Below are 24,302 nucleotides of genomic sequence, written 5' to 3' on the forward strand. Positions count from 1 at the left end.
TCTTTGTCAAAGTTCAAAACTTTGACAAATATTTTTTAAAAATATTCTCAAGAAAAAATGCTGTACAAACTCCCAAAGTATAAGCAGCAATATCCGACCATAAAAATCCCTGTCCTAAAACGTATCTTCCAAACAGCGTTTTTCTAAGTTCTACAATCCAATCTGCTTGGTACAATTGCAAAAACTCAATACAATAACAAATTGCAAGAGAAAGAAAAGCTATTAAAAGGGCTTTTTTATATGGAAGAAAAACTCGAACCAAAAAATAAATCATAAAGGCATATAGAAAATCACCGATCAATAATGGAACAAATGGGATTTTTCTGGAAAGGATTCCCAGTAAAATTGTAGTGATGAAAATTATGAAGTAATAGATTCTGGATTTCAAGTTTAAATCATTTTAGACAAAGGCAAATTTATATTATTTTTTCTTGACCATACTGGTGACTTCTCTTTGTCAAAGTTCAAAACTTTGACAAAGATTCTTTATTTCTCAAACGTGACGTTAAGAAAAATCTTATTTTATTTATATTTATGCTCTGAAAAATAATAAGATAATAGGTGAATATTAGAAATCAAAATTTAGAGCCAGACTGTTTTTATCACATCTATAATCGCGGAATAAATGGTGATAAAGTTTTTGAAAGCGATGACAACTACATGTTTTTTATGGCACAATTTCTAAAATATCTAGTTGATGTGTGCGATTTATATGCTTATTGTTTAATGCCAAATCATTTTCATTTTGTAATCAAAATTAAATCGCAAAAAGAGTTGTCTGATTTTTTTGAAGAGAAAAACAAAAGATCAAATAATAAAGGATTGCATTCAATAGAAAGTCTTGCGAGTAAGCAATTAAGTAAATTTATAAGTTCATACACTCAAGCATACAATAAAGTTTTTGATAGACATGGACCTTTATTTGAATCTCCTTTTAAAAGGAAGAAAATTGATTCTGAAAAATATTTAAAGAATGTAATTATATACGTTCATCAAAACCCGATAGATATTAAGAAAGATTTTAAAACTTATAAATTTTCTTCATATAAAACGGTTTTGTCATCTTTGGAAACGAATTTGAGAAGGAGTGAAGTAATTGAGTGTTTTGATGATATTGAGAATTTTAAATTTTGTCATAGTAATATAATCGATCTTAAGTTTTAAGGTGTTACTTTTTTTTTTTTTGGTTCTAAGAAATCTTTGTCAAAGTTTTGAACTTTGACAAAGAGAAAAAAAAAAGATAGTTTAATTTTAAGACTGTGTTTTTTTGGTTCTAAGAAATCTTTGTCAAAGTTTTGAACTTTGACAAAGAGAAAAAAAAAGATAGTTTAATTTTAAGACTTTGTTTTTTGGGTTCTAAGAAATCTTTGTCAAAGTTTTGAACTTTGACAAAGAGAAAAAATAGATAGTTTAATTTTAAGACTTTGTTTTTTTGGTTCTAAGAAATCTTTGTCAAAGTTTTGAACTTTGACAAAGAGAAAAAATTGATAGTTTAATTTTAAGACTTTGTTTTTTGGGTTCTAAGTAATATGTATCAAAATTTTGAACTTTGACAAAGAGAAAAAGTGGATAGTTTAATTTTAAGATTTTGTTTTTTAGGTTCTAAGCAATCTTTGTCAAAGTTTTGAACTTTGACAAAGAGAGTAGAGAGAAGATGGTAACTTAAAGTACATTTTCAGGTAATCAAAAATACAAAACCCGAATTGATTTACTTTATTTCATAAATTTAGCAGTTCATAAACTATCTATCAAAACAACCACATGAATTCAAAATTTTATATCGTAATTATTGCTTTGTTTCTTTTGGGAAGTCAAGGTTATTCTCAAAAAGAAAATTCGTTTAATATCAAAAAACAGCTGGATTATTGCGCTGATCAAGCTTCAAAAACCTTAAAAGTGATTCCTAATGACGGGACTTCTCCAAGAACAGTTCCGAACGGAAGTAAAGATTGGAAATTTGTAGATTATAAAGACTGGACCAGCGGCTTCTGGCCTGGAGAATTGTGGTTTTTATATGAAGCTGCAAAAGATAGAAAATGGGAAAAAGAGGCAGATAAATTTACGCGCTTTTTAACGCCTTTGTCTGTTAGTAAAGCTGCAGACCATGATTTAGGTTTTCAGGTTTTTAATAGTTTTGGAAACGGATATCGTTTAACCAAAAACAAAGAATACAAAGAAATTGTCTTAAAAACTGCCGATACCTTAGCCACACTTTTTAATCCGAAAGTGGGCACAATTCAATCTTGGCCTCACAATAAAATGGGTGGGCACAATACGATTATTGACAATATGATGAATCTAGAACTGCTGTTTTGGGCTTCTAAAAATGGCGGAAACAAAAAACTATATGATATTGCGGTAAAGCATGCCGAAACCACAATGGCAAATCATTTTAGGCCAAATAATACTTCCTACCATGTTATAATTTACGATTACGAAACGGGAAAAAAGATAAAAGGAAGAACGGCTCAGGGGTATAGCGATGACAGTACGTGGGCGCGCGGTCAGGCGTGGGCAATTTATGGTTTTACGATGACGTATAGAGAAACCAAAGATTCTAAATTTTTAGATTTTGCACATAAACTGGCAAGGGTTTATCTGGATAAATTAACAACAGAAGATTTAGTTCCGTATTGGGATTTTAATGCGCCAAATATTCCTAATGAGCCGAGAGATGCATCGGCAGCTGCAATTGTTTCGTCGGCACTTTTGGAATTGAGTTCTTATACAAAAGATAAAAATTTGAAAACAGAATATTTAGCAAAAGCTAAAAAGATGATCGTTTCGCTTTCAGATCATTATCAAAGCCACGATGTTAATTCGGCATTTTTACTGCATTCTACCGGACATAAACCCGCAGGAAGTGAAATAGATTGTTCTATAAATTACGCAGATTATTACTATCTTGAGGCATTATTAAGACTTGAAAAACTAAAATAAAATTATCATGAAGAAAATAAGCCAAATTGTATTTGCAATAATGACGGTATTCATGCTTGCGAGCTGTAAAAATACCAAACAAAAACTTCAGGAATATGTTACGGAATATAATAAGACTGCTCCAAGTTTTAGAGCCGACCATGTAACATTAACAACGGCCAGAGGTTACATAAACGATAATAAAATTGAATTGCGTTTTGAAACCGATTTAGAACAAAATGAAGCAAACAAATTAGCTACAGGAATCGCTTTTGCAAAACTAATAAAGAAACTTATTGCCAATGATCAGATTCCGAGACAATTGATTGAAGAAGGAGTTCAGTTTGATGTCTATTTTTTAGCTAATGATAACACCGTTCTCGGAAAAGAAATCTTAACTGGAGAATCTCTTAAATATTTTTTAAAGTAAAAAGCAGTATTTTAAGAAGTTTAAATTCCTACATATGGAAGTCTCTTTAATTTATTATTTAGAGAGACTTTTTTATGATTATAGTTCAAATAAAGCAGGAAATAACTTTTTGATTTCTTACATTTTTCTTTGTTTTTAATGGGTAACCAATTTGTATTCAGTCGATTATCTGTTGTATTTTATCGACAAAACATTGTTTTTATGTTGTAAATTAATTATGTTTGAGTTAAAAAATAACTATAAAACCAATAATTTATGAAAAAAATTACCCAAATCGCATTAGTGTTTGCTTTTGCATTATTTTTAGTGAGCTGTAAAAACACCAAACAGAAAATCCAGGAACATGTAAGCACTTATAACAACTCTTCGAGTATAAAAGGGAGTGGAATTACGAGTACAAGTGCAAAAGCTTTTCTAAAAGACAATAAAATCGAGATTAGAATCGAAACGAATTTAGAAGAAACCGAAGCAAACAGAATTGCCTACAAAGAATCATTTCCTGATTTATTGAAAGAAATGATTAAAAACGATCAAATTTCTGCAGAATTAGTTAACGAAGGAGTTTCTTTTGATGTGTACTTTCTAGCCTACAATAATGCTATTTTAGCGCAGCAAGTGGTAAATAAAGAAGGATTAGCCGTTTTAGAAGGAGCTGCAGAACCAAATAAAGAAACTGCAAAATTGTAATTGAATAAAATAGATTAAAAAAAACAGCCTCTTTACTATTTTAAAGAGGCTGTTTTTTTATGAGAACTGCGTTACGTTTTTCAAGTTATCTGGAAAATACATATCCGATAAATTGGCAAATTCATCACCGCGCATAAATATATTAATGTCTACATCGGCAAAACTGTTTTTTCCGGCTGCTGCCAAAAGTTCATTTGCAGCGTGAAGTGTATTTTTATGAAAATGATATACCCTTTCAGACTTATCAGTTACAACCAAACCTTTCATTAACATTTTGTCTTGTGTGGCAACTCCAGTTGGGCATTCATTATTATGACAGCGCAAAGCTTGAATGCAGCCTAGAGAAAACATAAATCCTCTTGCACTGTTACACATATCAGCACCAAGTGCTACGGCATGTAAAATAGAATAGCCCGAAATTATTTTTCCGCTTCCAATAATGCGCATTTTTTCGCGAATTCCTAAACGAACTAGCGTTTTATTTACGAAAATCAATGCAGGTTCAAATGGCATTCCAACACCATCAGCAAATTCAAGCGGCGCAGCTCCAGTTCCGCCTTCTGCGCCGTCAACTGTTATGAAATCTGGATATGTATCTTCTGCGATCATTTCTTGGCAGATTGCCTCAAATTCGGCTGTGTTTCCAATACACAATTTAAATCCGATTGGCTTTCCGTTAGATAAATCACGAAGCTGTTTGATGAAATGGATTAATCCTTTTGCATCAGAAAAAGCATGATGACCAGGAGGAGAAAGAATCATAGTATGCGGTTCAACACCTCTGATCTTTGCAATCTGTTCCGTATTTTTCGCAGCTGGAAGTACACCGCCATGACCCGGTTTTGCACCTTGCGAAAGTTTTATTTCGATCATTTTTACATTTGGAAGATTCGCTTTTTCTGAGAATTTTTCAGGACTAAAATTTCCTTCAGCATCGCGGCAGCCAAAATATCCTGTTCCAATCTGCCATGTAATATCGCCTCCGCCGGCAAGATGAAATTCGGTTAATCCGCCCTCACCAGTATTTTGATAAAATTTTCCCTTTTTCGCTCCAATATTTATGGCACGAACGGCATGTTCGCTTAACGAACCAAAACTCATCGCAGAAACATTAAATAACGAAGCAGAATAAGGCTGTTTGCAATCTTTTCCGCCTACTAACACGCGAGGTAATTCCTCGTTTACTTTTGCGGGAAAAATAGAATGTTTAATTCCTTCGTAATTATCCGTATTTAAGTTTAATTGTGTACCGAAAGGAGTACTCGAATCAATATTTTTGGCTCTTTGGTAAACCAATGAACGCTGATTTCTAGAGAAAGGTTTTCCGTCTGTAGATTTTTCAATAAAATACTGTTGAATTTCTGGCGCAATCGTTTCAAATAAATATCTGAAATAGCCCAGAACAGGGAAGTTTCTTAAAATAGCGTGTTTTTTTTGTAAAGTATTATAAAGTCCGACAACTAATAAAATTGGAAGAATTATAACGAGTAAAAAACCACGTTCTGTGTAATAATAAATTGTAACAACAATTAGAAACAATAAGAATCCGTAAATAAAGAATTTCTTTCTCATGTTTTTAAAAAATTAAATAGTAATAAATAATGGTAATTAGTTGAATCTTAAACGCACATAAACGTGTTTGATTCCTTTTTTGTCTGACTCTCTTTCATCAATCTCTAGGATATCAGTTAGTGATTTTAACATTGGCGTTAATTTCGAATAACCATAATTTCGGGGGTCAAATTCTGGTTTTTTCTTGACAACCAAATTGCCAACATCGCCCAAGAATGCCCAACCGTCATCGTCTTCAAGATCTTCTATTGTAGCTTCTATAAGTTCAATAGTTTGTTTGTCTACTTTATGAAGTGCTTTTTCAGCTGGTTTTTCAACAGGTTTTTTGGTATCAGCAGCAGTTGCTTTTGGTTTTTTCTTCTGTATGGCGCCGTCAAGAACTTCTATATAAATAAATCTATCGCAGGCCACAATGAAAGAACTTGGAGTTTTCTTTTCTCCAATGCCAATTACTTTCATTCCAGATTCTCTTAAACGAATTGCCAGACGCGTAAAATCGCTGTCACTCGAAACGATGCAGAAACCATCTAATTTTCCAGAATATAAAAGATCCATGGCATCAATAATCAAAGCCGAATCTGAAGAGTTTTTTCCAACCGTATAACTGTATTGCTGAATAGGGGTAATGGCGTGTTCTAGTAAAACGCCTTTCCATCCGTTTGCATTAGGTTTTGTCCAATCGGCATAAATCCTTTTAGTAGTTGGAGTTCCCAGTTTTGCGATTTCTTCCATCATGCCTTTTACATTGCTGTAAGGCACATTGTCTGCATCAATAAGAACAGCTAGTTTTAAATCTTTTGAGTTGCTTAAAGGCATTATTTCAATATTAGAAAATTAAGTGTCTCAAAGTTAAAATTAAAATTGGTTTTTATAAGAATTCAATGATGAATAAGTGTTTTTAACAGCACTAATTATTTTCATTATAAATAATGCTTTATTACTTTAAAATTAATTAAAGATAAGTTTGTCTTTTATTTTCAATCTTTTTATATTTGTATGGAATTAATTAAGAAATCTATGTTTTCAAAAGCCTGTGAATACGGAATTAGAGCTTCAATATTTATTGCGACCAAATCTTCAAAAGGGATTAGAGTTGGAATAAAAGATGTTGCCAAAGAAATTGATTCTCCAGAACCCTTTACGGCCAAGATTATGCAGATTCTTACCAAGAACGGAATTATTCATTCGGCAAAAGGAGTAGGAGGCGGTTTTGAGGTTTCTAATGAAGCAGTAAAAACTATAAAACTAATTCAAATTGTTGACGCAATTGACGGAAATAAGATTTACAGCGGCTGCGGGATTGGACTTAAAGAATGTTCTGAAGAATATCCCTGTCCTGTACACAATGAATTTAAGAAAATTAGAGGACTGCTTTTAGAAATGCTTACCAAAACGACTTTAGAGCAACTGGCTTCAGATGTAAAATCGGGTGATTTCTTCCTAAAAACATTAAATATAAACGATTAATATTTTATAAATAATTTTAAAAATGAATACAAAAACTAAAATTTCAATAATGATCCTTATGGGATTTTTAGCAGTGACTTCTTGCGGTAAAAAAGAAACGGCTCCGGCTGAATCTACAGAAGTAAATGAAACATCTACAGAGGGAGAAGCAGCGCCAGTAACGTCTACTGCTGAAAATGTATTAGTTATTGAAGGAAATGATCAAATGCAGTTTAATACAAATGAATTGCACGCTGTTGCTGGAAAACCAATTACATTGACTTTAAAACATGTTGGTCAAATTCCTAAAGAAGCGATGGGACACAATTTAGTGATTTTAAAAGAAGGAACAGATGAAGCTGCTTTTGCGCTTAAAGCGAATGAAGCAAAAGCTGCCGATTATATTCCAGAATCTGAAAAAGCGTCTATTATTGCTCATACCAAATTATTGGGCGGCGGAGAAGAAGATACAATCGAATTTACAGTTGATAAAAAAGGAACATACAAATTTATATGCTCTTTCCCTGGCCATGTCGCTATGATGAAAGGTGTATTAATTGTAGAGTAAATACAAAGACTTCAAATCCTTATTGGGTTTGGAGTTTTTTTAAATGTCAATAAAAGATAAGACTGTCTTTTATTTGTTATTAGAATTGACATTAAAAAAGTAACTAATTAAAATTGATTATCATGGAGAATTTAAAAAACAAAACAATAGGATCATTTGTCGCTCAAGATTTTAGAACAGCTGCGGTTTTTTCTAAATATAGAATTGATTTTTGCTGTAAAGGAAATAGAACTTTAACCGAGGTCTGCGAAAAACAAAATATTGATGCAGATGCTTTATTGGATAATGTTGTGCAGGTTTTGCAATCAGAAAATCAGGGAAATGTAGATTTTAATTCCTGGCCTTTAGATTTATTGGCCGATTATATTGAAAAAACACATCACCGTTATGTAGAAGAAAAAACGAATGTACTGCTTCCGTTTTTAGATAAATTGTGTAAAGTTCATGGCGCAAGTCATCCTGAATTATTTAAAATTAATGAATTGTTTACTGGCTGCGCAGGAGAACTATCACAGCACATGAAAAAAGAAGAATTGGTTTTGTTTCCATTTGTAAAAAGAATGGTGAAAACTAAGGAATCTGACGGTATTTTGTCGCATCCTTCTTTCGGAACCGTTTCAAATCCAATTGCGATGATGATGCAAGAACATGATAATGAAGGCGAGCGTTTTAGAGAAATTGCCGAATTGACAAATAATTATACGCCGCCAGCAGATGCATGTACAACTTACAGAGTGACGTATTCTATGCTGAAGGAATTTGAAGCAGACTTACACAAACATATTCATTTGGAGAATAATATCTTATTTCCGAAAGCAGTTGCTCTAGAAAAAGACTTTGTTGAAGTAGAGTAAGTTTAATTTATTATAGTTTGAAAAGCACCGATAAATGTCTTTAAATGATAATTATTGGTGTTTTTTTTTTTGATTAAATTAATGAACACTACATATAAGTTACAACGTTTTAAAACAGAAGAAAGAAAAGATAGGTAAGTACAGAGTAACAATATTTTTATAAAATAGCATCGTTGCAGATAGAAGCCCTGTGAGGACACCACATTTTGGAATTAGGCCAAAATGGGGATTTCGCTCCGCTGGAGCTTTAAACAAAACCTTTTTAATTTGCTATAAATACCGCTCCGCTGGAGCTTTGAGTCAATAAATCTACAAGATTTCTATAAATATTTCGTTTTTCCGAAGCCTGGAATTCATTTCATTTATATAAAAAAAACAAGAGCCGATTTCTGCTGAGAATCGTACTCTTGTTTCTTACTAATCAACCTATTTAAATTTTTATATTTTTGAAGCTTCTCTATTTATTGTTTCGATCGTTTTCTCATTATTTACACCTAAACCTTCCTGCTGAAAAACTAATTCACCTTCGGAATTAAAAACGCTTATAATGTTAGAATGTGAAAAATCTATTGGAGATATTTTTTATAATTGACTGCTAAAACTGCGGCAAATTCGCGCGTATTTTCTTCAGAAGAACGAAGGAAAATCCAAGGATCTTGATTCATTTTATTGGAAATAGCAAATGATTTTAATTTTTCCGGAGTATCCGTTTTTGGATCAATACTGACTAAAATAAGTTTTACATTTTGTTTCGTCTTTCTATCTAGTTTCGATTCAATATCACGCATATCTGCTACCAGTCTTGGACACGCCGCTTTACAGGTTGTATAAATCATTACCATGACCAAAACATTTCCCCTAAGCGATTTTAACTCAATATCTTTTCCGTTTTGCGTTGTCCATTTAGAAGGCAGATTGTAAATAGATAAATCGCTGATTTCTTTTTTTGTTTCTGCTTTGCTTTCCGATTTTATTTCAGTCTTTTTACAACTGTAAAAAGACAATGTAAGAGCGAGGAAAGCGATTGTTATTTTTTTCATCTTAACTACTTTAATTATATTTTGGGCTTTATTGTACTGGCACATCTAAAACCAAGATTTCGGGTTGAATATTGAGCTTTAAGACTTCCTCTAAATGCGTAGCGCATAAAAGCGGCATAATCCATCAGATCAGCTGCGTTTACTGATGCGCTGCCGCAGAATAAATTTTGATCACTGCTTTTATCTTTTCTGGATTCTCCCGATAAAAAAATGCTGTTAAAGTCAGAAGTCCATTCCCAAACCAATCCATGCATGTCGTAAACTCCCCAGTAATTTTTGAATGTTTTTCCAATTTCATTATCATACGTTCTTGATTTTTCATACCACGATAAAATGTATTCATTGAATTCTTTTTTGGTTCTGGCATCGATTTTCTTAGTGTCGGCCATTGCGGTATATTCCCATTCGTCCATTGTGGCCAAGCGTTTTCCCTGACACTCACAATATTTTTTTGCAGCAAACCATGAAACACTGGTAACAGGAGATTTCGGATTCACTGTTCCAAAATCAAGATCATTTTTCCAGTAAGAGAGATAGCTTTTGTCTGCAAAAATTCCTTTTATTTTTGATTTTTGATAAGATGGATTTTTTTTGACAAATTCTAAAAACGCATTGTTTGTTACAGGATAAATATCCAAATAGAATGATTTTACTACAACAGGATTTTTGGAAACGGCTCCATAAAGAGGGACAAAAGATCCCTCTTTTATGAGAACCATTCCTTTTTCCTGCGCTTTCATGACACTAAGTACAGAGAAAAAGATAGTTAGTATGAAAATGTATTTTTTCATTCAGACTGTTTGCTATTATCGTAATGCCTTTACCATTTCTGGCGTAACTTCGGTTTTATTATTTCCCCAGCTGCTATAAATGTAGGTTAGTACATTTGCGATTTCATCATCAGATAGATTCTGAGCTGGCATTACATTGTTGTATTTCTTTCCGTTTACATTTATTTCTCCAGTTAAACCATGCAGTATGGTCTTAATTGCACGTTTAGAATCGGCATTTAAGTAATCTGATTTTGCCAAAGGAGGGAAGGTGCTCGGAATTCCCTGTCCTTCAGATTGATGACAGGCGAAACAAGTTGTGCTGAAAATTTCTTTACCAATTTTGACTTTTTCTTCAGCAGTACGTTTTGGAACTGCAGTTTTAGCTGCTGTACTTTCAGGCATTTTCTGAATTGTTCCGCCTTCAGGCAGATAAATACCTTCTTGAATTGTTCCCGAATAAATGTTCTTATTATCTTTTCCTTCGACTTTCAACATTCCCAGCGCACCTTTATTAAATGCCCTGAAAATAGAATGGTCGACTAAAATAAAAGTTCCAGGAGTTTCTACTTTAAAATCTACAATTGCAGCGCCGCCGGCAGGAATAAGAGTAGTCTGTACATTTTTATTGATTATAGTTCCGCCTTCAACATGAACATTATCAAATATTTCACCAATAACGTGGAAAGAAGAAACTAAGTTTGGCCCGCCGTTTCCAACAAATAAACGAACCGTTTCTCCTACTTTTGCAGTCAATTCATTTCCGTTCGTTAAAGATCCCACTTTTCCATTAAATACAACATAATCAGGAGTTTCTTTAACCGCTTTATTCATGTCAAAGGGCTGTAGCCCTTTTGCGCCATATTCACCTTGAGTGTAAAAATCACCTTGCATTACATAATATTCTTTGTCAACAGGAGGAAGTCCGCCTTCTGGCTCAACCAAAATTAATCCGTACATACCATTTGCGATGTGCATTCCAACAGGAGCCGTTGCACAGTGATAGACATATAATCCCGGATTAATTACTTTAAAACTAAATACTTTTTCGTGTCCCGGCGCTACAAGAGAAGAAGTTGCACCACCACCAGGTCCTGTTACAGCGTGTAAGTCAATATTGTGCGGTAACTTGTTATCAGGATGGTTTTTTAAGTGAAATTCTACTTCATCACCAACACGTGTTCTAATGAAACTTCCAGGAACAGAACCTCCAAAAGTCCAGTAGGTATATTTTACACCGTCTGTCATTGTACCTTCCTGCTCCTTAATTTCCATGTTTAATTTAAGTTTCATGGCTGTTCTGTTTCCGACTGGTTTCGGAACCATTGGAGGTGCTGTAAGTTCAGCCTCCATTTCACCTTCAGTCATAATATCGGTATAATTATGAGCTTCCTCTTTTTTGCAGCTTCCTAATAAAAGCAGCGTAAAAAACGAACAAAAAACAATGTTCATTTTAATCCAACTTTTGTGATTCCTTTTCATAATAATTTGGTTTTGTTTTTCGTTAAAATATGAATCAAAAATAAAAGACTGCTTTATCTTTTATTATGATAAAAATCATGTTTACAGAGAATAGGAAGAATGATTTTATAAAATTTACTAAAAGTATATTTAAGATATATTAAAGATAAATCTTGTTAAAAAAAATGTGTAGAATATTTTTCAATAAAAATAAATGACACTCTGAATTTTAGAATAATAATGATTATTTTTGCTCGCTGATTAAGTTAAAAAAATATTACTACATATATTATGGTAAAAGATTTATTCGAAAGAATTCAGAACAACAAAGGGCCATTAGGTAAATGGGCTTCGCAAGCAGAGGGTTATTTTGTATTTCCTAAACTAGAAGGTGAATTGGGCCCAAGAATGCAGTTTGGCGGAAAAAATATTTTAAACTGGAGTTTGAATGATTATTTAGGATTAGCAAATCATCCAGAGGTTCGTCAAGCAGATATTGATGCTGCAACTCAATTTGGAGCGGCTTACCCAATGGGAGCGCGTATGATGTCTGGACATACTAAATATCACGAACAATTAGAAAATGAATTGGCTGAATTTGTAATGAAGCCTGCAGCATATTTATTGAATTTTGGTTATCAGGGAATGGTATCTACAATTGATGCCTTAGTAACTAAAAATGATATTATCGTTTATGATGTAGATTCACATGCTTGTATTATTGATGGTGTTCGTTTGCATATGGGTAAACGTTTTACATACAAACACAATGATCTTGAAAGTATGGAAAAAAACCTGCAGCGTGCTACAAAAATGGCTCAGGAAACTGGTGGAGGTATTTTATTTATTACCGAAGGTGTTTTTGGAATGCGCGGACAACAGGGAAAATTAAAAGAAATTGTTGCATTAAAAGAAAAATATAATTTCCGTTTATTAGTAGATGATGCACACGGTTTTGGAACTCTTGGTAAAACAGGAGCTGGAGCAGGTGAAGAGCAGGGAGTTCAGGATGGTATTGATGTTTACTTTTCTACTTTTGCAAAATCAATGGCAAATATTGGAGCTTTTGTAGCTGCAGATAAAGATATTATTGATTACTTAAAATATAATTTACGTTCACAAATGTTTGCAAAAGCATTGCCAATGATTCAGACAATTGGTTCTTTGAAACGTTTAGAATTATTACGTAATCATCCAGAATTAAAAGATAAACTTTGGGAAAACGTAAATGCATTACAAAACGGTTTACGTTCAAGAAACTTTAATATTGGAGATACAAATACTTGTGTAACACCAGTATATTTAGAAGGAAGTGTACCTGAGGCGATGGTAATGGTAAATGATTTAAGAGAAAACTACGGTATTTTCCTTTCAATCGTTATTTATCCAGTAATTCCTAAAGGTATTATTTTGTTAAGAATGATTCCAACAACCTCACATACATTAGCTGATATCGATGAAACGTTAGTTGCATTTGAAGCTATCCGTGAAAAGTTAGAAAACGGAACTTACAAAGAAATTGCAAGTAGAACTAAAGTTGATTTAGACGCTTAATTTCTAAACAATATCAATTCCCTTAGGTGGGAATTATGTAAAAAATCCATTCGTTATGCGAATGGATTTTTTTTTATTTAAGGTAACTTTATATCATAATCACAAAATAAAAATAACAATTATGAGAAGAGTATTAACACTAACGACCCTTATTTTAACGGTTCTTGTGTCTTGTAAAAAAGAAACAACTACAACAGAGCCGGTACAAATAACACCAAGTCCGCCCAAAGAAGCAGAAATTGTAGAACCAGCTGGAGATCAATGTTATTCTTGGAAAGCAGGCGGCAGTATTATTGAAATGAGTTTCAATGTAAATTCACATCAAGAAGTAAACGGAAAACTAAGCTACAATTTAGTAGGAAAAGATAAAAACGAAGGAACCTTGATTGGTAACATGAAAGGAGATACTTTAATTGCCGATTATACCTTTAATTCTGAAGGAGTTTCTTCTATTAGAGAAGTTGCTTTTTTACAAAAAGACGGAACTTTTATTGAAGGATATGGCGATGTAGTAACAGCAAATGATAAAGTTTCTTTTAAAGATAAAACAAAACTAAAATTTGACGCAAAAAATACATTGACAAAAGTAGATTGTAAAGTAGAGTAAATAAGAATGCTTAAAATGTGAAAAATCCATTCGTTTTGGGGGCGAATGGATTTTTTTTATTTCTTATATTATGGATAGGGAATAATCGCTAAAAACTAAGCACTAATAACTAAAAATTAAGAACTAATTACTAATTACTAATTACTAATCACTAAGGACTAATCACTAAGAACTAATTACTAATCACTAAGGACTAATTACTAGGCACTCCTAAAGATTCTTCAAATAAGTCTTTCTCTGGCAGTGAATAGTTGGATTAAAGTTTTTCCAAAGCAAGTGAATCGCATTATTTTCCAATAATTCTGGGGTTCTAATGCAATTTATAATTCCTTTTTCTGAGAAAGTTTTGTAATATTCATCAAAAATAATAGCCGTTACACCTTTGTTTTGGTAATCAGGATGAACTCCGATGAGGTAAAAAACAACATCTTTACTGTGTTTTCTTGCTTTTAATAATTGCAGAAATCCAAATGGAAATAATTTACCTCTTATTTTTTGCAGCGCTTCTGTAAAACTTGGCATTACAATACTAAAAGCTACTAAATTATCATCTTTATCAACCACGAACTTGATGTATTCAGGATTAATAAAGCTGATGTATTTCTTTTTAAAATATTCTTTTTGAACATCAGAAATGGCTACAAACGAAGCCAGTTTAGCATAACTTTCGTTAAACAAATCAAACATTTTGTCCACGTGCGGCATAATGTCTTTTGTTTTAGTGAAATTTAATGCTCTAAGTTCGTAACGTTTTTTAATTAAAGCCTGCGCTTTTAAGAAAAATTCAGGTTTTACGTTAGAAAAAGGAAATATACTTTCAATATATTGCTTTTCAACTTGAAACCCTAATTGCTCTAAATGTGTAACATAATACGGATGATTGTACCAAGTAATCATTGTTCCGACTTGATCGTAACCTTCTGTCAAAAGTCCCACTTTATCTAAATTTGAAAATCCCATTGGACCTTCAGCATGCTCAAGATTATGTTTTCGGCCTAATTCAAATACTTTATCCAGCAAAGCTTTCGTTACTTCAACATCATCAATAACATCAAACCATCCAAAACGTACTTTTCTCTTATGCTGATTATTTACTTCAGACCAATTAATAATAGCTGTAATACGACCAACAATTTGATTGTCTTTGTAGGCTAAATAAAAGTAAGCTTCAGCATTGTCAAAAGCGGGATTTTTGGTTTTGTCAAAAGATTCCAATTCGTCCGATATAATCGGCGGTACCCAATACGGACTGTCCTTGTATATTGAAAAAGGAAATTTGATGTACTCGGTTAATTCTTTTTTGCTTTTGGCTTCTTTAATTGTAATCATTAAGATGGTATTTTGCAGAGCGTTTGTTTATTAATTTATTCGTATTTGGCTTTACGTTTTCTTTCTTTTTCTTGATAGTCAACGTTTTTCTCGTTTTCTGGATTCTTTTTAGCTTTTTCCTGAGCTTTATTGTTGGCCTGTTTTTCTTTATACCAGCCATCATAACGCCATGATACTCCAACTCCTCCGTATAAAACAGATGGTGTATTTTTAAAGTTTGTACTTATAGATGCATCAACCTGCATATTTGCAGAAAGAAGATAAGCAGCTCCTCCACGCACGATCGCGTCGCTGTAAAAATCACTTTTATAACCTTGATTTTCTACAAATCCAGACCATCTGTCGTTAAATCCATGCGTTAAAGTTAATACATAACCATAACTCGGATAATCTGTTCCTATATAATCGGCAATAATATTGGTTACAAAAACCCATTTTCCGCCTCCAAATGAATTCTGCGTAATCAAAGACACTTTGGGAGAAATTGCTCCGTCTGGAGAAAAATAATACGGATTATCAGCTCCAACAAAATTTGCTCCTGCAAATATAGAAACTGCTGGAATTAATTCACTCCATTTAAAGCTGTGATTTGCTTTATAGCTGTAGATGTTTACGTCTTTTTTGTTTTTGTAAGGATCATAAATCAAATATTTAGCTCCTAAAACAGTTTGTCTGAAGTTATTTTTTTTGTAGCTGGTGTACGGAGTGTCAAAATTTTCCATTTGATACTGCACATCAAGCACAAACTCTAATTGTTCGAAGAAAGCACCGTATCGCAGCGTAAAGTCGGTACCGAAACCACTGGCATCATAATTTAATAAATCGTGTTTTTCTTTGATGCCGTAAACTCCTAATTCGGCTTGAATTACCGATTTTCCAACTCCATAGGCCGACATAGTTTCGCCTGGACGATTTGAATTTATGACATCAGTATATTGTGCAAAAAACAGTTGTGGAATAAAAAAAAGTACTGGGGCAAGTAAGTTTTTAATTTTGAACATATAATTTTTTTTGGATTAAAATATAATAACGCGTATCAAATGTACATATTTTATTATTTATTTAAGATTCATATTTTATTTTTAAACGACGGATTTATTAATTTTGGAAAAAATTTTACAGTTATGCAAGAAGCATCATTTTCAGGTTTAAGATTAATTATTGGGATTATTGCCTTTTATTATATTTTTAAATTTCTAGCTCGAATCTTTTTACCAGTATTGGTAAAAAAAGCTGTTGAAAACGCAGGTCAAAATTTTCAGAGACAACAGCAATATCAAAGTAATACTTGGCAGAATAATAATACCAATAGTAAAGATGAAATAATTATTAATACTGCAAACGCTAAAAACCCGCGCGAAACCAAAAAAGTGGGAGAGTATGTTGATTACGAAGAAATAGATTAGATTTGTGTCCTGAAAAATCAGGATTCATTTTAACCCAAACCAGCCAAAATTGAAAATAATAAATAAGTTCTATCCGCACGCCCTTGTTGTACTGGGCTTTATCCTTGTTTCATTAATTTATTTTTATCCAGTTCTACAAGGAAAACAAATTTTCCAGTCTGATATTGCGCAATACACCGGAATGGCAAAAGAGCAAAATGACTTCAGAGCCATGGAAAAAGCTGAACCTTATTGGACAAATTCAGCTTTTGGAGGTATGCCAACCTATCAGCTTGGAGCCAATTATCCAAATGATTTTGTGGGTAAAATAGATGATGTACTGCGTTTTCTGCCTCGTCCTGCAGATTATTTATTTTTATATTTTCTTGGTTTTTACGGTTTGTTATTAGTTCTAAAAACTGATCCCTTAAAGGCTTTTATTGGCGCTATTGCGTTTGGTTTTTCAACTTATTTAATTATCATTTTAGGGGTTGGTCACAATGCTAAGGCGCATGCAATTGCCTATATGCCTCTGGTAATAGCCGGATTTATACTCGTTTTTCAGAAAAAATATGTTTGGGGAGGCTTGCTCACCATGTTTGCAGTCGCATTAGAGATCAATGCGAACCACTTTCAAATGACGTATTATTTATTGATTTTCTTATTGATACTTTCAGGTTATTTTGCTTCCGATTTTATTAAAAATAAAGAATATAAACCGCTTTTAATTTCAATTGGCACTTTGGTTGTTGCAGGAATTTTTGCGATAGGAGCTAATGCAGGAAATTTATTAGCGACAAGCGAATATGCTAAATACAGTATTAGAGATAAAAGTGAGCTGACTTTTAATCCAGACGGATCTAAAAATGAGACCACTGCATCTATGACAACAGATTATATTACAGAATATAGTTATGGTATTGCAGAAAGTTTAAATTTAATTGCTCCAAGAATTTTTGGAGGTTCAAGTCATGAAAATGTAGGGAAAGACAGCCGTATGTACGAGTTCATGCTGGAAAAAGGAGTTCCAGATAGTCAAGCGCAAGATTTTGTTTCTGGAATGCCAACTTATTGGGGCGATCAGCCAATCGTTTCTGCGCCGGCATATATTGGGGCAGTAGTTTTCTTTTTGGCCGTTTTAGCGTTGTTTATAGACGAGAGAAAAATTAAATACGTATTTCTAACAGGAGCTTTATTTACACTGGTACTTTCTTGGGGAAAAAATTTCTCTTTGCTGACAGACTTTTTCATCGAATATGTCCCAATGTACGATAAGTTTAGAGCTGTCTCGTCTATTCAGGTTATTCTAGAACTATGTTTTCCTGTTTTAGCCGTTATGGGATTACAATCTTTCTTTAAAGCGAAAGACGAACCAAAATTACAGCAAAAAGCTTTAGTACAAACAGGAGTTTTTGGATTGGGAATCCTTCTTATTTTATTAATCGCTAAAAGTTTCTTCCATTTTACAGGAACAAGCGATCAATATTTCATGGAAAGTTACGGACCAGAATTTGTTGATGCATTAAAAGAAGATAGAATGACAATGTATTATGCAGATCTTTTACGATCTGGATTTTTAATTGTTCTTACTTTCGGGATTCTTTGGATGTTTATTAAAAATAAATTTTCTCAGACTACAACTTTAATTGTAGTCGGAATCATAATGATTTTTGATTTGTTTTTTGTGGACAAAAAATACGTTTCTGCTAAAGATTTTGTAAGCCCAGTTCAGATTGCGGCACCTTTTCAAGAAACGCCCGCCGATTCTCAGATTTTAAAAGATACATCAGTTTACCGTGTTTTTGATCTTCAAGGTCAGCTGCAGGGAAGATCTTCTTATTTCCATAAAACAATTGGAGGATACAGTGCTGTAAGACCTAGAAGAATGCAGCAGTTATACGATTATCAAATTGCTAAAAATAATTTGGAAATTCTTAATATGCTTAATGTTAAGTACGTTATCCAAGTAGATAAAGAAGGAAATCAGATTCCGACTCAAAATCCAGATGCTAACGGAAATGCTTGGTTTGTAAGCTCTGCAAAATTGGTAAACAAGGCAGATGATGTTATGAAAGCCTTGAATACTATAGATACTAAAAAAGTAGCGGTGTTTAATGTTCACGAACATGAAGGTAAATTCCCGAATGCTCGTTTAAAGAAACCTTGGGATACAAATGGAACAATCAAAGTTGTTACGTACAAACCAAATTACATTAAATACAAATCTGAAAACGAGAAAGATGGTTTAGCGGTTTTCTCTGAAATGTATTATAAAAATGGATGGAACGCTTACATAGACGGTAAATTAACAGATCATTTCCCAGTTGACTATGTTCTAAGAGCAATGGAAATTCCTGGCGGAAAACATACAATCGAGTTTAAATTTGAACCTCAGGTTATAAAAACAGGAGGAACCATTACTTTGATTAGTTCAATTGGAATGTTGTTACTTTTGGCTGGAGGAATTTATTTTGAAAAATTTCGCAAAGACTCGCAAAAAAATAACGGAGATACTCAAAAATAATTTAAAATCTTTGTGACACTTAGCGAATACTTTGTGAATCTCTGTGGAACTGAATAAATTCTAATGGAACAAAAAAAGCTCTTAATAATTACGTATTACTTTCCGCCTGCTGGTGGTCCGGGTGTGCAACGCTGGTTGAAATTTGTAAAATACCTGCCAGAATTTGATGTACAGCCAATTGTATATGTTCCAGAAAATCCAACTTATCCAATTGTAGATGAAGGTTTAGTGAACCAGATATCAGACAAAGTCATTGTTCTAAAAAATAAAATTTGGGAGCCTTATCAGCTGGCTTCTGTTTTTTCGAAAAATAAAACCAAAAAAATCAGTTCAGGCATTTTTCCTCAAAAGAAAAAGCAGACTTTTTTAGATAAAACTTTTCTTTGGGTTCGAGGCAATCTTTTTATTCCAGACGCTCGCGTTTTTTGGGTAAAACCATCTGTTTCGTATCTGGAAAAATACATTCAAGAAAATAATATCGATACTATCGTAACTTCTGGACCGCCGCATAGTCTGCATTTAATTGGTTTGGAATTACAACAAAAATTAAAAGTAAAATGGTTTGCCGATTTTCGCGATCCTTGGACAACGATTGGCTATCACAAAGCGCTTCGTTTATCATCTTACGCGGAAAAAAAACATAAAAATTTAGAACACAAAGTTCTTAATACTGCCGATGAAATTATCGTAACCAGTAAAACCACAAAAACCGAATTTGAGGCAATTACAAACAAGCCTATTACGGTTATTACAAACGGTTATGATGTTGAGACTGTAGAAAAACAGAAATTAGACAGTAAATTTACTTTAGCCCATATCGGCTCTTTTTTATCAGACAGAAACCCGCCATTTTTCTGGGAGATTTTAGTTGAACTGTTAAAAGAAATTCCTGAATTTAAATCTCACTTAGAAATCAAACTTATTGGTGCTGTGAGTCAGGAAGTTTTAGATGCAATACAAGAACATCAATTAAACGATTATTTGAATTTGCTAGGGTACGTTTCGCATCAAGAAGCAGTTGCGCACCAAAGGAAATCACAAGTATTACTTTTAATAGAGATTAATTCTGAAGACACTAAAAGTATTATTCCGGGGAAATTGTTCGAATACATGGTCTCAAACCGTCCGATAATCGCAATTGGACCACAAGGTTCTGATTTTGCAGATATTGTAACACAAACTAATACAGGAGTATTTTTTGACTATTCTGAAAAAACGAAGTTAAAAAGTGTAATTTTGGACTTTTTTAATCAGTTTTTAGAAGGAAAATTACAAGCACACGGAATTGGTCTGCAGCAATATTCCAGAAAAAATTTGACCAAACAGTTAGCGCAGCTGATTAGTAAATCATAGATTGTAAAAATCTAAAACCTAAAATCTAAATTCAGAAATCCAAACATGGGTATTGTCTTAAATCAGTCTTTTAAAAATACTATAATTACCTATATTGGTTTTGGTATCGGAGCTATAAATACGTTGTATCTATATCCCATTTATTTGGGAGCAACCTATTATGGTTTGACTAATTATGTTACCTCATGTGCTAATGTGATTATGCCGTTGTTTGCTATTGGAATGCAAAACACGTTGGTTAAATTTTATTCACAATATCAAACTGAAGAAGAAAAATCCCGTTTTTTATCTTTTACAGTTTTATTCCCGTTCCTATTAATAATTCCGCTTTTATTGATTGGGCTTGTTTTTTATGACGAGATTTTATTCTTTTTGTCAAAGAAAAATGCTATTGTCAAAAGTTATATCTGGTTGATACCGTTTATAGGATTGTGTATGGCATATTTTGAAATTTTTTATGCTTGGCTGCGGGTAAATATGCATTCTGTTTTTGGCAATTTCATTAAAGAAGTAGCTTTACGATTATTTTCATTATTCCTCTTAATAGGTGTTTACTACGATTGGCTTAGTGTAGAAGGGTTTGTTTACGCTACAGCTGGTTTATATTTTTTAGCATTCCTGGTAACGATGTTATATGCATTTAGTATTCAGAAACCAACTTTTCAGATTACAATACCTAAAAATACCAAAGATATATTAGTGTATACTTTTTATATTATTTTATCTGGAAGTGTTGCTAATTTACTTTTGGATGGCGATAAAATGATATTAAATCAATATATGGTTATTGAAAATATTGCCTTTTATTCTGTAGCGACATACATTGCTTTGGTAATTTCCGTTCCAAGCCGTGCAATGCATCAAATTGTATATCCAATTACAGCTAAATTGATGCATGAAAATAAACATGATGAACTGAATAAATTGTACAAAAAAACATCTATCAACCTGCAGATGGTGGGAGGATTTGTAATGCTTTGTATTTTTGTGAACATCAATCAGTTATATGAATTAGTTCCAAAGGAATACAGCGGCGGAATTTCTGTTGTATTTATGATCGGGATTTCTAAATACTTCGACTTAATTTTAGGAAATAACAATGCCATTATTTTCAATACAAAATATTATAGAATGGTACTATATTTAGGATTAATGTTAGTCGTTTTGACTGTAGTTTTAAATATGATCTTTATTCCGATTTTTGGAATTTTCGGTTCGGCCTTTGCGACGCTTTTATCTATTACTTTATATAGTTTAGCAAAATTGCTTTTTGTAGTTAAGAAACTTCATTTATATCCATTTACCAAAGAAACGATCTATTCGATTGTACTCACATTTGCATTGTTTTTATTGTTTTATTTCTGGGAATTTCCATTTTTCCAATTAATCAGTATTGCTTTAAAATCGATTTTAGTGACGATTTTATATGTGTATTTGAATTATAAGTTTAAAATCTCTTCGGATATTAATAATGTTATTGATTCCATTTTTAAGAGAATTGGTTTTAAGATATAATAGGAAGTTGTAGGAAAAATGAAAGTAATTTAAAATCGTAACTTTTTTGTTTTTATATTTGTTAGAAAGGATAACTAATTTATTTCTAGCTGAATATGAAAAAAGAATTACTTAGGTTTTTAGCTTTCTTTCTACTTTTGATTTCTTTTTCGGTGTTTGGCCAAGTTGCAAATAAGCAGACTTCAGAAAAAGCGATAGTACCAGGAAAATTAGTCGGTTATCCTGTAACGCCTTTTAAAGACACGCTTTTTTATGTCTATACAAATGTTGGATCTTTTTCTGCAAAAGAAAGAGCAGGGTATATTTCAAATAAAATTAAGAAACTTTATAACGAATCATTTTTTGAGAAAGATTCCCTTAAAATTACTCCTTCCGATGTTTCGTTTGATATTATTTACAAAGATGATTTAGTAATAATGTCTATTCTCAATGCCGATGCAAAAGTAGAAAATCAGACCGTATCTTATATTGCCAATCGTAATTTAAAAGCAATTAAAAATGCAATAATTTATCAGAACGAAAATTATTCACAGCTTCCAAAAAGACTTGGATATACTTTCTTGTTGATTTTTATAATAGGATTGATTTTGTATTTAGTGGGTAAAATTTTTAATTGGATTAAATATTATATTTTAAAGAATAGCGACAAATATTTTAAAGGTTTCAATTACAACAATATTAAAATATTGTCACCACAAAAGCAGCAGTTTCTATTAATGCGGTTGTTTGGTTTTATAAAAATCGTTACTCTTATTTTGATCGTTTATTTATCGCTTCCCGTTTTGTTTAGTATTTTTCCTGCAACAAAAGAATACACAACAACACTTCTTCGATGGATTTTGACACCTGCAAAATCTGCCTTAATGGGATTTCTAAGTTTCCTGCCAAGTCTGTTTACGATACTCGTAATTATTATCATTTTCAAATATTCATTGAAAGTAATTAAATTTTTCTTTTATGAAATTAAATCAGAAAACATACAAATTGACGGATTCTACAGCGATTGGGCAATTCCAACATTTAATGTAATCCGCTTATTGATGTATGCTTTTATGCTGGTGATTATTTTTCCGTATCTGCCCGGTTCAGATTCTCCTATTTTTAAAGGAGTTTCGGTATTTATTGGGGTTTTATTTTCGCTCGGTTCTTCAAATGCAATTGCCAATATGGTTGCAGGATTAGTAATTACCTATATGCGTCCGTTTAAAATTGGTGATTATATAAAAATTGGAGACGTAAGCGGCGAGGTAATTGAAAAGACAGCTTTGGTAACCCGAATAAGAACTCCGAAATTTGAAGATATTACGATTCCTAATGCAACAGTTTTGTCGAGTACATCTACAAACTATTCTGCAAATACAAAACAATCAACCAACGGACTATTAATTCATACAACAGTTACAATTGGGTATGATGTACCTTGGTCTGCAATTCACGACGCTTTGATCGATGCAGCATTGAAAACCGAAATGACAGAAAAAGAACCTAAGCCATTTGTACTGCAGACAAGTCTGGATGATTTTTATGTTTCCTATCAAATTAACGTTTATACAAAAGAACCAACTAAGCAGCCTAGGATTTATTCTTCGCTTCATCAAAATATTCAAGATTCATTTAATCAGGCTGGAATAGAGATTATGTCTCCACATTATGCCGCTCTGAGAGATGGCAATACAACCACAATTCCTCCTAATTATTTAAAAGAAGATTACGAAGCGCCGAGTTTTATTTTGAAAAATAAGGTTAAGTAATTGAAAATTAGTAATTAAATAATAAATTTTAACACGTATTTATTTTGTATTTAATTTAATAAAAATTAACTTTATACTGAAAATTCAATACCGCTTTGAAGAAATTACAGAATTATTTGTAACAAAATCACTTATTGTAGGTATTGTCTTGTTTTTTTTCTTTTACTATTTTTGCGATAAAATGTGCAAGAAAAAGTTTATGATTAATGTAGACTAGAATAATTATGAAAGACAACAATCATCTCAGCCAGGAACAAAGCATGCAAGTATTTTCTAATATGATATCGAATAAAGTTCATAATGGATTTACTTTGGAAGAACGAAACGATGAATTTCTTTTTGCGGTATTGTCAAAAGGAGGAAAAGTCGTGAATCACAGTTTAAATTTCATGATTTTTTGTTTAACTTTAGGTTTATGGTCATTTGCTTGGCTGTATTTAACTTTTGAGGCATCAAAACAAAAAAAGGTTTTAGTAGCTATCGACGAAGATGGAGTTCCCTTTGAGGAAAGATGTTTAGTAGCTTAACGATTTAGTA

At 32.5% G+C, this 24,302-nt stretch carries 22 protein-coding genes and 1 pseudogene; 15 read left to right on the forward strand and 8 right to left on the reverse strand.

Features of this window, described 5'->3' with window-relative positions; genetic code table 11:
- Positions 1-13: 13 nt before the first annotated feature.
- Positions 14-388, reverse strand: coding sequence for a DUF2809 domain-containing protein (locus BSF42_RS11330; protein ID WP_216360279.1), 375 nt, complete (start codon positions 386-388; stop codon positions 14-16).
- A 173-nt stretch (positions 389-561) separates the two neighbouring features.
- Between BSF42_RS11330 and BSF42_RS11335 the strand changes: the two genes are divergently transcribed.
- From BSF42_RS11335 to BSF42_RS11350, 4 genes are all read left to right on the forward strand, one after another.
- The gene (locus BSF42_RS11335; protein WP_095953206.1) at positions 562-1,164 is read left to right on the forward strand and encodes a transposase; all 603 of its coding nucleotides are present in this window, start codon (positions 562-564) and stop codon (positions 1,162-1,164) included.
- 597 nt (positions 1,165-1,761) lie between these two features.
- Positions 1,762-2,940, forward strand: coding sequence for a glycoside hydrolase family 88 protein (locus BSF42_RS11340; protein WP_095953207.1), 1,179 nt, complete (start codon positions 1,762-1,764; stop codon positions 2,938-2,940).
- 7 nt (positions 2,941-2,947) lie between these two features.
- Positions 2,948-3,349 (forward strand): hypothetical protein, encoded by a 402-nt coding sequence (locus BSF42_RS11345; protein ID WP_253251030.1) that lies wholly within the window; start codon positions 2,948-2,950, stop codon positions 3,347-3,349.
- Between the two features lie 255 nt (positions 3,350-3,604).
- Positions 3,605-4,036 (forward strand): hypothetical protein, encoded by a 432-nt coding sequence (locus tag BSF42_RS11350; protein ID WP_095953209.1) that lies wholly within the window; start codon positions 3,605-3,607, stop codon positions 4,034-4,036.
- A 57-nt stretch (positions 4,037-4,093) separates the two neighbouring features.
- Here BSF42_RS11350 and BSF42_RS11355 read toward each other — a convergent pair whose 3' ends face one another.
- A complete protein-coding gene (locus BSF42_RS11355) occupies positions 4,094-5,608 on the reverse strand; it encodes an FMN-binding glutamate synthase family protein (protein WP_095953210.1) in 1,515 nt (504 codons plus the stop codon).
- A gap of 36 nt (positions 5,609-5,644) precedes the next feature.
- Complete coding sequence (locus BSF42_RS11360) at positions 5,645-6,424, reverse strand: NYN domain-containing protein (protein WP_095953211.1); 780 nt, start codon at positions 6,422-6,424, stop codon at positions 5,645-5,647.
- Positions 6,425-6,625: 201 nt separating this feature from the next.
- Between BSF42_RS11360 and BSF42_RS11365 the strand changes: the two genes are divergently transcribed.
- The 3 genes from BSF42_RS11365 to ric all read left to right on the forward strand — a co-directional run bounded on the left by BSF42_RS11365 (position 6,626) and on the right by ric (position 8,476).
- The gene (locus BSF42_RS11365; RefSeq protein WP_095953328.1) at positions 6,626-7,075 is read left to right on the forward strand and encodes an Rrf2 family transcriptional regulator; all 450 of its coding nucleotides are present in this window, start codon (positions 6,626-6,628) and stop codon (positions 7,073-7,075) included.
- Positions 7,076-7,097: 22 nt separating this feature from the next.
- Positions 7,098-7,622, forward strand: a complete 525-nt coding sequence (azu, locus tag BSF42_RS11370) for an azurin (protein ID WP_095953212.1) — start codon at positions 7,098-7,100, stop codon at positions 7,620-7,622.
- 122 nt (positions 7,623-7,744) lie between these two features.
- Positions 7,745-8,476, forward strand: coding sequence for an iron-sulfur cluster repair di-iron protein (gene ric / locus BSF42_RS11375; RefSeq protein WP_095953213.1), 732 nt, complete (start codon positions 7,745-7,747; stop codon positions 8,474-8,476).
- A 438-nt stretch (positions 8,477-8,914) separates the two neighbouring features.
- Here ric and BSF42_RS11380 read toward each other — a convergent pair.
- The 3 genes and pseudogenes from BSF42_RS11380 to nirK all read right to left on the reverse strand — a co-directional run bounded on the left by BSF42_RS11380 (position 8,915) and on the right by nirK (position 11,738).
- A pseudogene (locus tag BSF42_RS11380) lies at positions 8,915-9,516 on the reverse strand (SCO family protein).
- 14 nt (positions 9,517-9,530) lie between these two features.
- On the reverse strand, positions 9,531-10,307 hold the full coding sequence (locus tag BSF42_RS11385; RefSeq protein ID WP_095953214.1) for a formylglycine-generating enzyme family protein: 777 nt from the start codon (positions 10,305-10,307) through the stop codon (positions 9,531-9,533).
- A gap of 15 nt (positions 10,308-10,322) precedes the next feature.
- Positions 10,323-11,738 carry a copper-containing nitrite reductase gene (gene nirK, locus BSF42_RS11390; RefSeq protein ID WP_371615635.1) on the reverse strand — a complete coding sequence of 472 codons (1,416 nt, stop codon included), beginning with the start codon at positions 11,736-11,738 and terminating at the stop codon, positions 10,323-10,325.
- A 300-nt stretch (positions 11,739-12,038) separates the two neighbouring features.
- On the opposite strand from nirK, the gene BSF42_RS11395 reads away from it, so the two are divergent.
- Together BSF42_RS11395 and BSF42_RS11400 are read left to right on the forward strand one after the other, a co-directional pair.
- Entirely contained in the window at positions 12,039-13,301 is a 1,263-nt protein-coding gene (locus BSF42_RS11395) for a pyridoxal phosphate-dependent aminotransferase family protein (protein WP_095953216.1), read from the forward strand.
- 121 nt (positions 13,302-13,422) lie between these two features.
- Positions 13,423-13,908 carry a hypothetical protein gene (locus tag BSF42_RS11400; RefSeq protein WP_095953217.1) on the forward strand — a complete coding sequence of 162 codons (486 nt, stop codon included), beginning with the start codon at positions 13,423-13,425 and terminating at the stop codon, positions 13,906-13,908.
- Between the two features lie 210 nt (positions 13,909-14,118).
- On the opposite strand, the gene BSF42_RS11405 is transcribed toward BSF42_RS11400, so the two are convergent.
- Complete coding sequence (locus tag BSF42_RS11405; RefSeq protein ID WP_095953218.1) at positions 14,119-15,237, reverse strand: GTP cyclohydrolase; 1,119 nt, start codon at positions 15,235-15,237, stop codon at positions 14,119-14,121.
- A 35-nt stretch (positions 15,238-15,272) separates the two neighbouring features.
- The gene (locus BSF42_RS11410) at positions 15,273-16,238 is read right to left on the reverse strand and encodes a transporter (RefSeq protein WP_095953219.1); all 966 of its coding nucleotides are present in this window, start codon (positions 16,236-16,238) and stop codon (positions 15,273-15,275) included.
- Positions 16,239-16,361: 123 nt separating this feature from the next.
- On the opposite strand from BSF42_RS11410, the gene BSF42_RS11415 reads away from it, so the two are divergent.
- From BSF42_RS11415 to BSF42_RS11440, 6 genes are all read left to right on the forward strand, one after another.
- A complete protein-coding gene (locus BSF42_RS11415) occupies positions 16,362-16,643 on the forward strand; it encodes a DUF4834 family protein (protein ID WP_095953329.1) in 282 nt (93 codons plus the stop codon).
- A gap of 49 nt (positions 16,644-16,692) precedes the next feature.
- A complete protein-coding gene (locus BSF42_RS11420; protein WP_095953220.1) occupies positions 16,693-19,146 on the forward strand; it encodes a YfhO family protein in 2,454 nt (817 codons plus the stop codon).
- Between the two features lie 63 nt (positions 19,147-19,209).
- Positions 19,210-20,499, forward strand: a complete 1,290-nt coding sequence (locus BSF42_RS11425) for a glycosyltransferase family 4 protein (protein ID WP_095953221.1) — start codon at positions 19,210-19,212, stop codon at positions 20,497-20,499.
- A gap of 45 nt (positions 20,500-20,544) precedes the next feature.
- Positions 20,545-22,014, forward strand: coding sequence for an oligosaccharide flippase family protein (locus BSF42_RS11430; RefSeq protein ID WP_095953222.1), 1,470 nt, complete (start codon positions 20,545-20,547; stop codon positions 22,012-22,014).
- Positions 22,015-22,109: 95 nt separating this feature from the next.
- Positions 22,110-23,765: a mechanosensitive ion channel family protein gene (locus tag BSF42_RS11435; protein WP_095953223.1), complete on the forward strand. Its 1,656-nt coding sequence runs from the start codon at positions 22,110-22,112 to the stop codon at positions 23,763-23,765.
- A gap of 224 nt (positions 23,766-23,989) precedes the next feature.
- Entirely contained in the window at positions 23,990-24,292 is a 303-nt protein-coding gene (locus BSF42_RS11440) for a hypothetical protein (RefSeq protein WP_172426674.1), read from the forward strand.
- Positions 24,293-24,302: the final 10 nt, after the last annotated feature.

Source organism: Flavobacterium sp. ACN6 (assembly GCF_002304005.1).
Taxonomy (GTDB): domain Bacteria; phylum Bacteroidota; class Bacteroidia; order Flavobacteriales; family Flavobacteriaceae; genus Flavobacterium.

What these genes read in the sequence shown, in the direction of transcription:
- BSF42_RS11350 (WP_095953209.1), top strand. Translation starts at nt 3,605, where the DNA reads ATGAAAAAAATTACCCAAATCGCATTAGTGTTTGCTTTTGCATTATTT.
- BSF42_RS11435 (WP_095953223.1), top strand. Translation starts at nt 22,110, where the DNA reads ATGAAAAAAGAATTACTTAGGTTTTTAGCTTTCTTTCTACTTTTGATT.
- BSF42_RS11400 (WP_095953217.1), top strand. Translation starts at nt 13,423, where the DNA reads ATGAGAAGAGTATTAACACTAACGACCCTTATTTTAACGGTTCTTGTG.
- BSF42_RS11365 (WP_095953328.1), top strand. Translation starts at nt 6,626, where the DNA reads ATGTTTTCAAAAGCCTGTGAATACGGAATTAGAGCTTCAATATTTATT.
- nirK (WP_371615635.1), bottom strand. Translation starts at nt 11,738, where the DNA reads ATGAACATTGTTTTTTGTTCGTTTTTTACGCTGCTTTTATTAGGAAGC.
- BSF42_RS11360 (WP_095953211.1), bottom strand. Translation starts at nt 6,424, where the DNA reads ATGCCTTTAAGCAACTCAAAAGATTTAAAACTAGCTGTTCTTATTGAT.
- BSF42_RS11425 (WP_095953221.1), top strand. Translation starts at nt 19,210, where the DNA reads ATGGAACAAAAAAAGCTCTTAATAATTACGTATTACTTTCCGCCTGCT.
- azu (WP_095953212.1), top strand. Translation starts at nt 7,098, where the DNA reads ATGAATACAAAAACTAAAATTTCAATAATGATCCTTATGGGATTTTTA.
- BSF42_RS11355 (WP_095953210.1), bottom strand. Translation starts at nt 5,608, where the DNA reads ATGAGAAAGAAATTCTTTATTTACGGATTCTTATTGTTTCTAATTGTT.
- BSF42_RS11430 (WP_095953222.1), top strand. Translation starts at nt 20,545, where the DNA reads ATGGGTATTGTCTTAAATCAGTCTTTTAAAAATACTATAATTACCTAT.
- BSF42_RS11410 (WP_095953219.1), bottom strand. Translation starts at nt 16,238, where the DNA reads ATGTTCAAAATTAAAAACTTACTTGCCCCAGTACTTTTTTTTATTCCA.
- BSF42_RS11415 (WP_095953329.1), top strand. Translation starts at nt 16,362, where the DNA reads ATGCAAGAAGCATCATTTTCAGGTTTAAGATTAATTATTGGGATTATT.
- BSF42_RS11385 (WP_095953214.1), bottom strand. Translation starts at nt 10,307, where the DNA reads ATGAAAAAATACATTTTCATACTAACTATCTTTTTCTCTGTACTTAGT.
- BSF42_RS11395 (WP_095953216.1), top strand. Translation starts at nt 12,039, where the DNA reads ATGGTAAAAGATTTATTCGAAAGAATTCAGAACAACAAAGGGCCATTA.
- BSF42_RS11340 (WP_095953207.1), top strand. Translation starts at nt 1,762, where the DNA reads ATGAATTCAAAATTTTATATCGTAATTATTGCTTTGTTTCTTTTGGGA.
- BSF42_RS11345 (WP_253251030.1), top strand. Translation starts at nt 2,948, where the DNA reads ATGAAGAAAATAAGCCAAATTGTATTTGCAATAATGACGGTATTCATG.
- ric (WP_095953213.1), top strand. Translation starts at nt 7,745, where the DNA reads ATGGAGAATTTAAAAAACAAAACAATAGGATCATTTGTCGCTCAAGAT.
- BSF42_RS11405 (WP_095953218.1), bottom strand. Translation starts at nt 15,237, where the DNA reads ATGATTACAATTAAAGAAGCCAAAAGCAAAAAAGAATTAACCGAGTAC.
- BSF42_RS11440 (WP_172426674.1), top strand. Translation starts at nt 23,990, where the DNA reads ATGAAAGACAACAATCATCTCAGCCAGGAACAAAGCATGCAAGTATTT.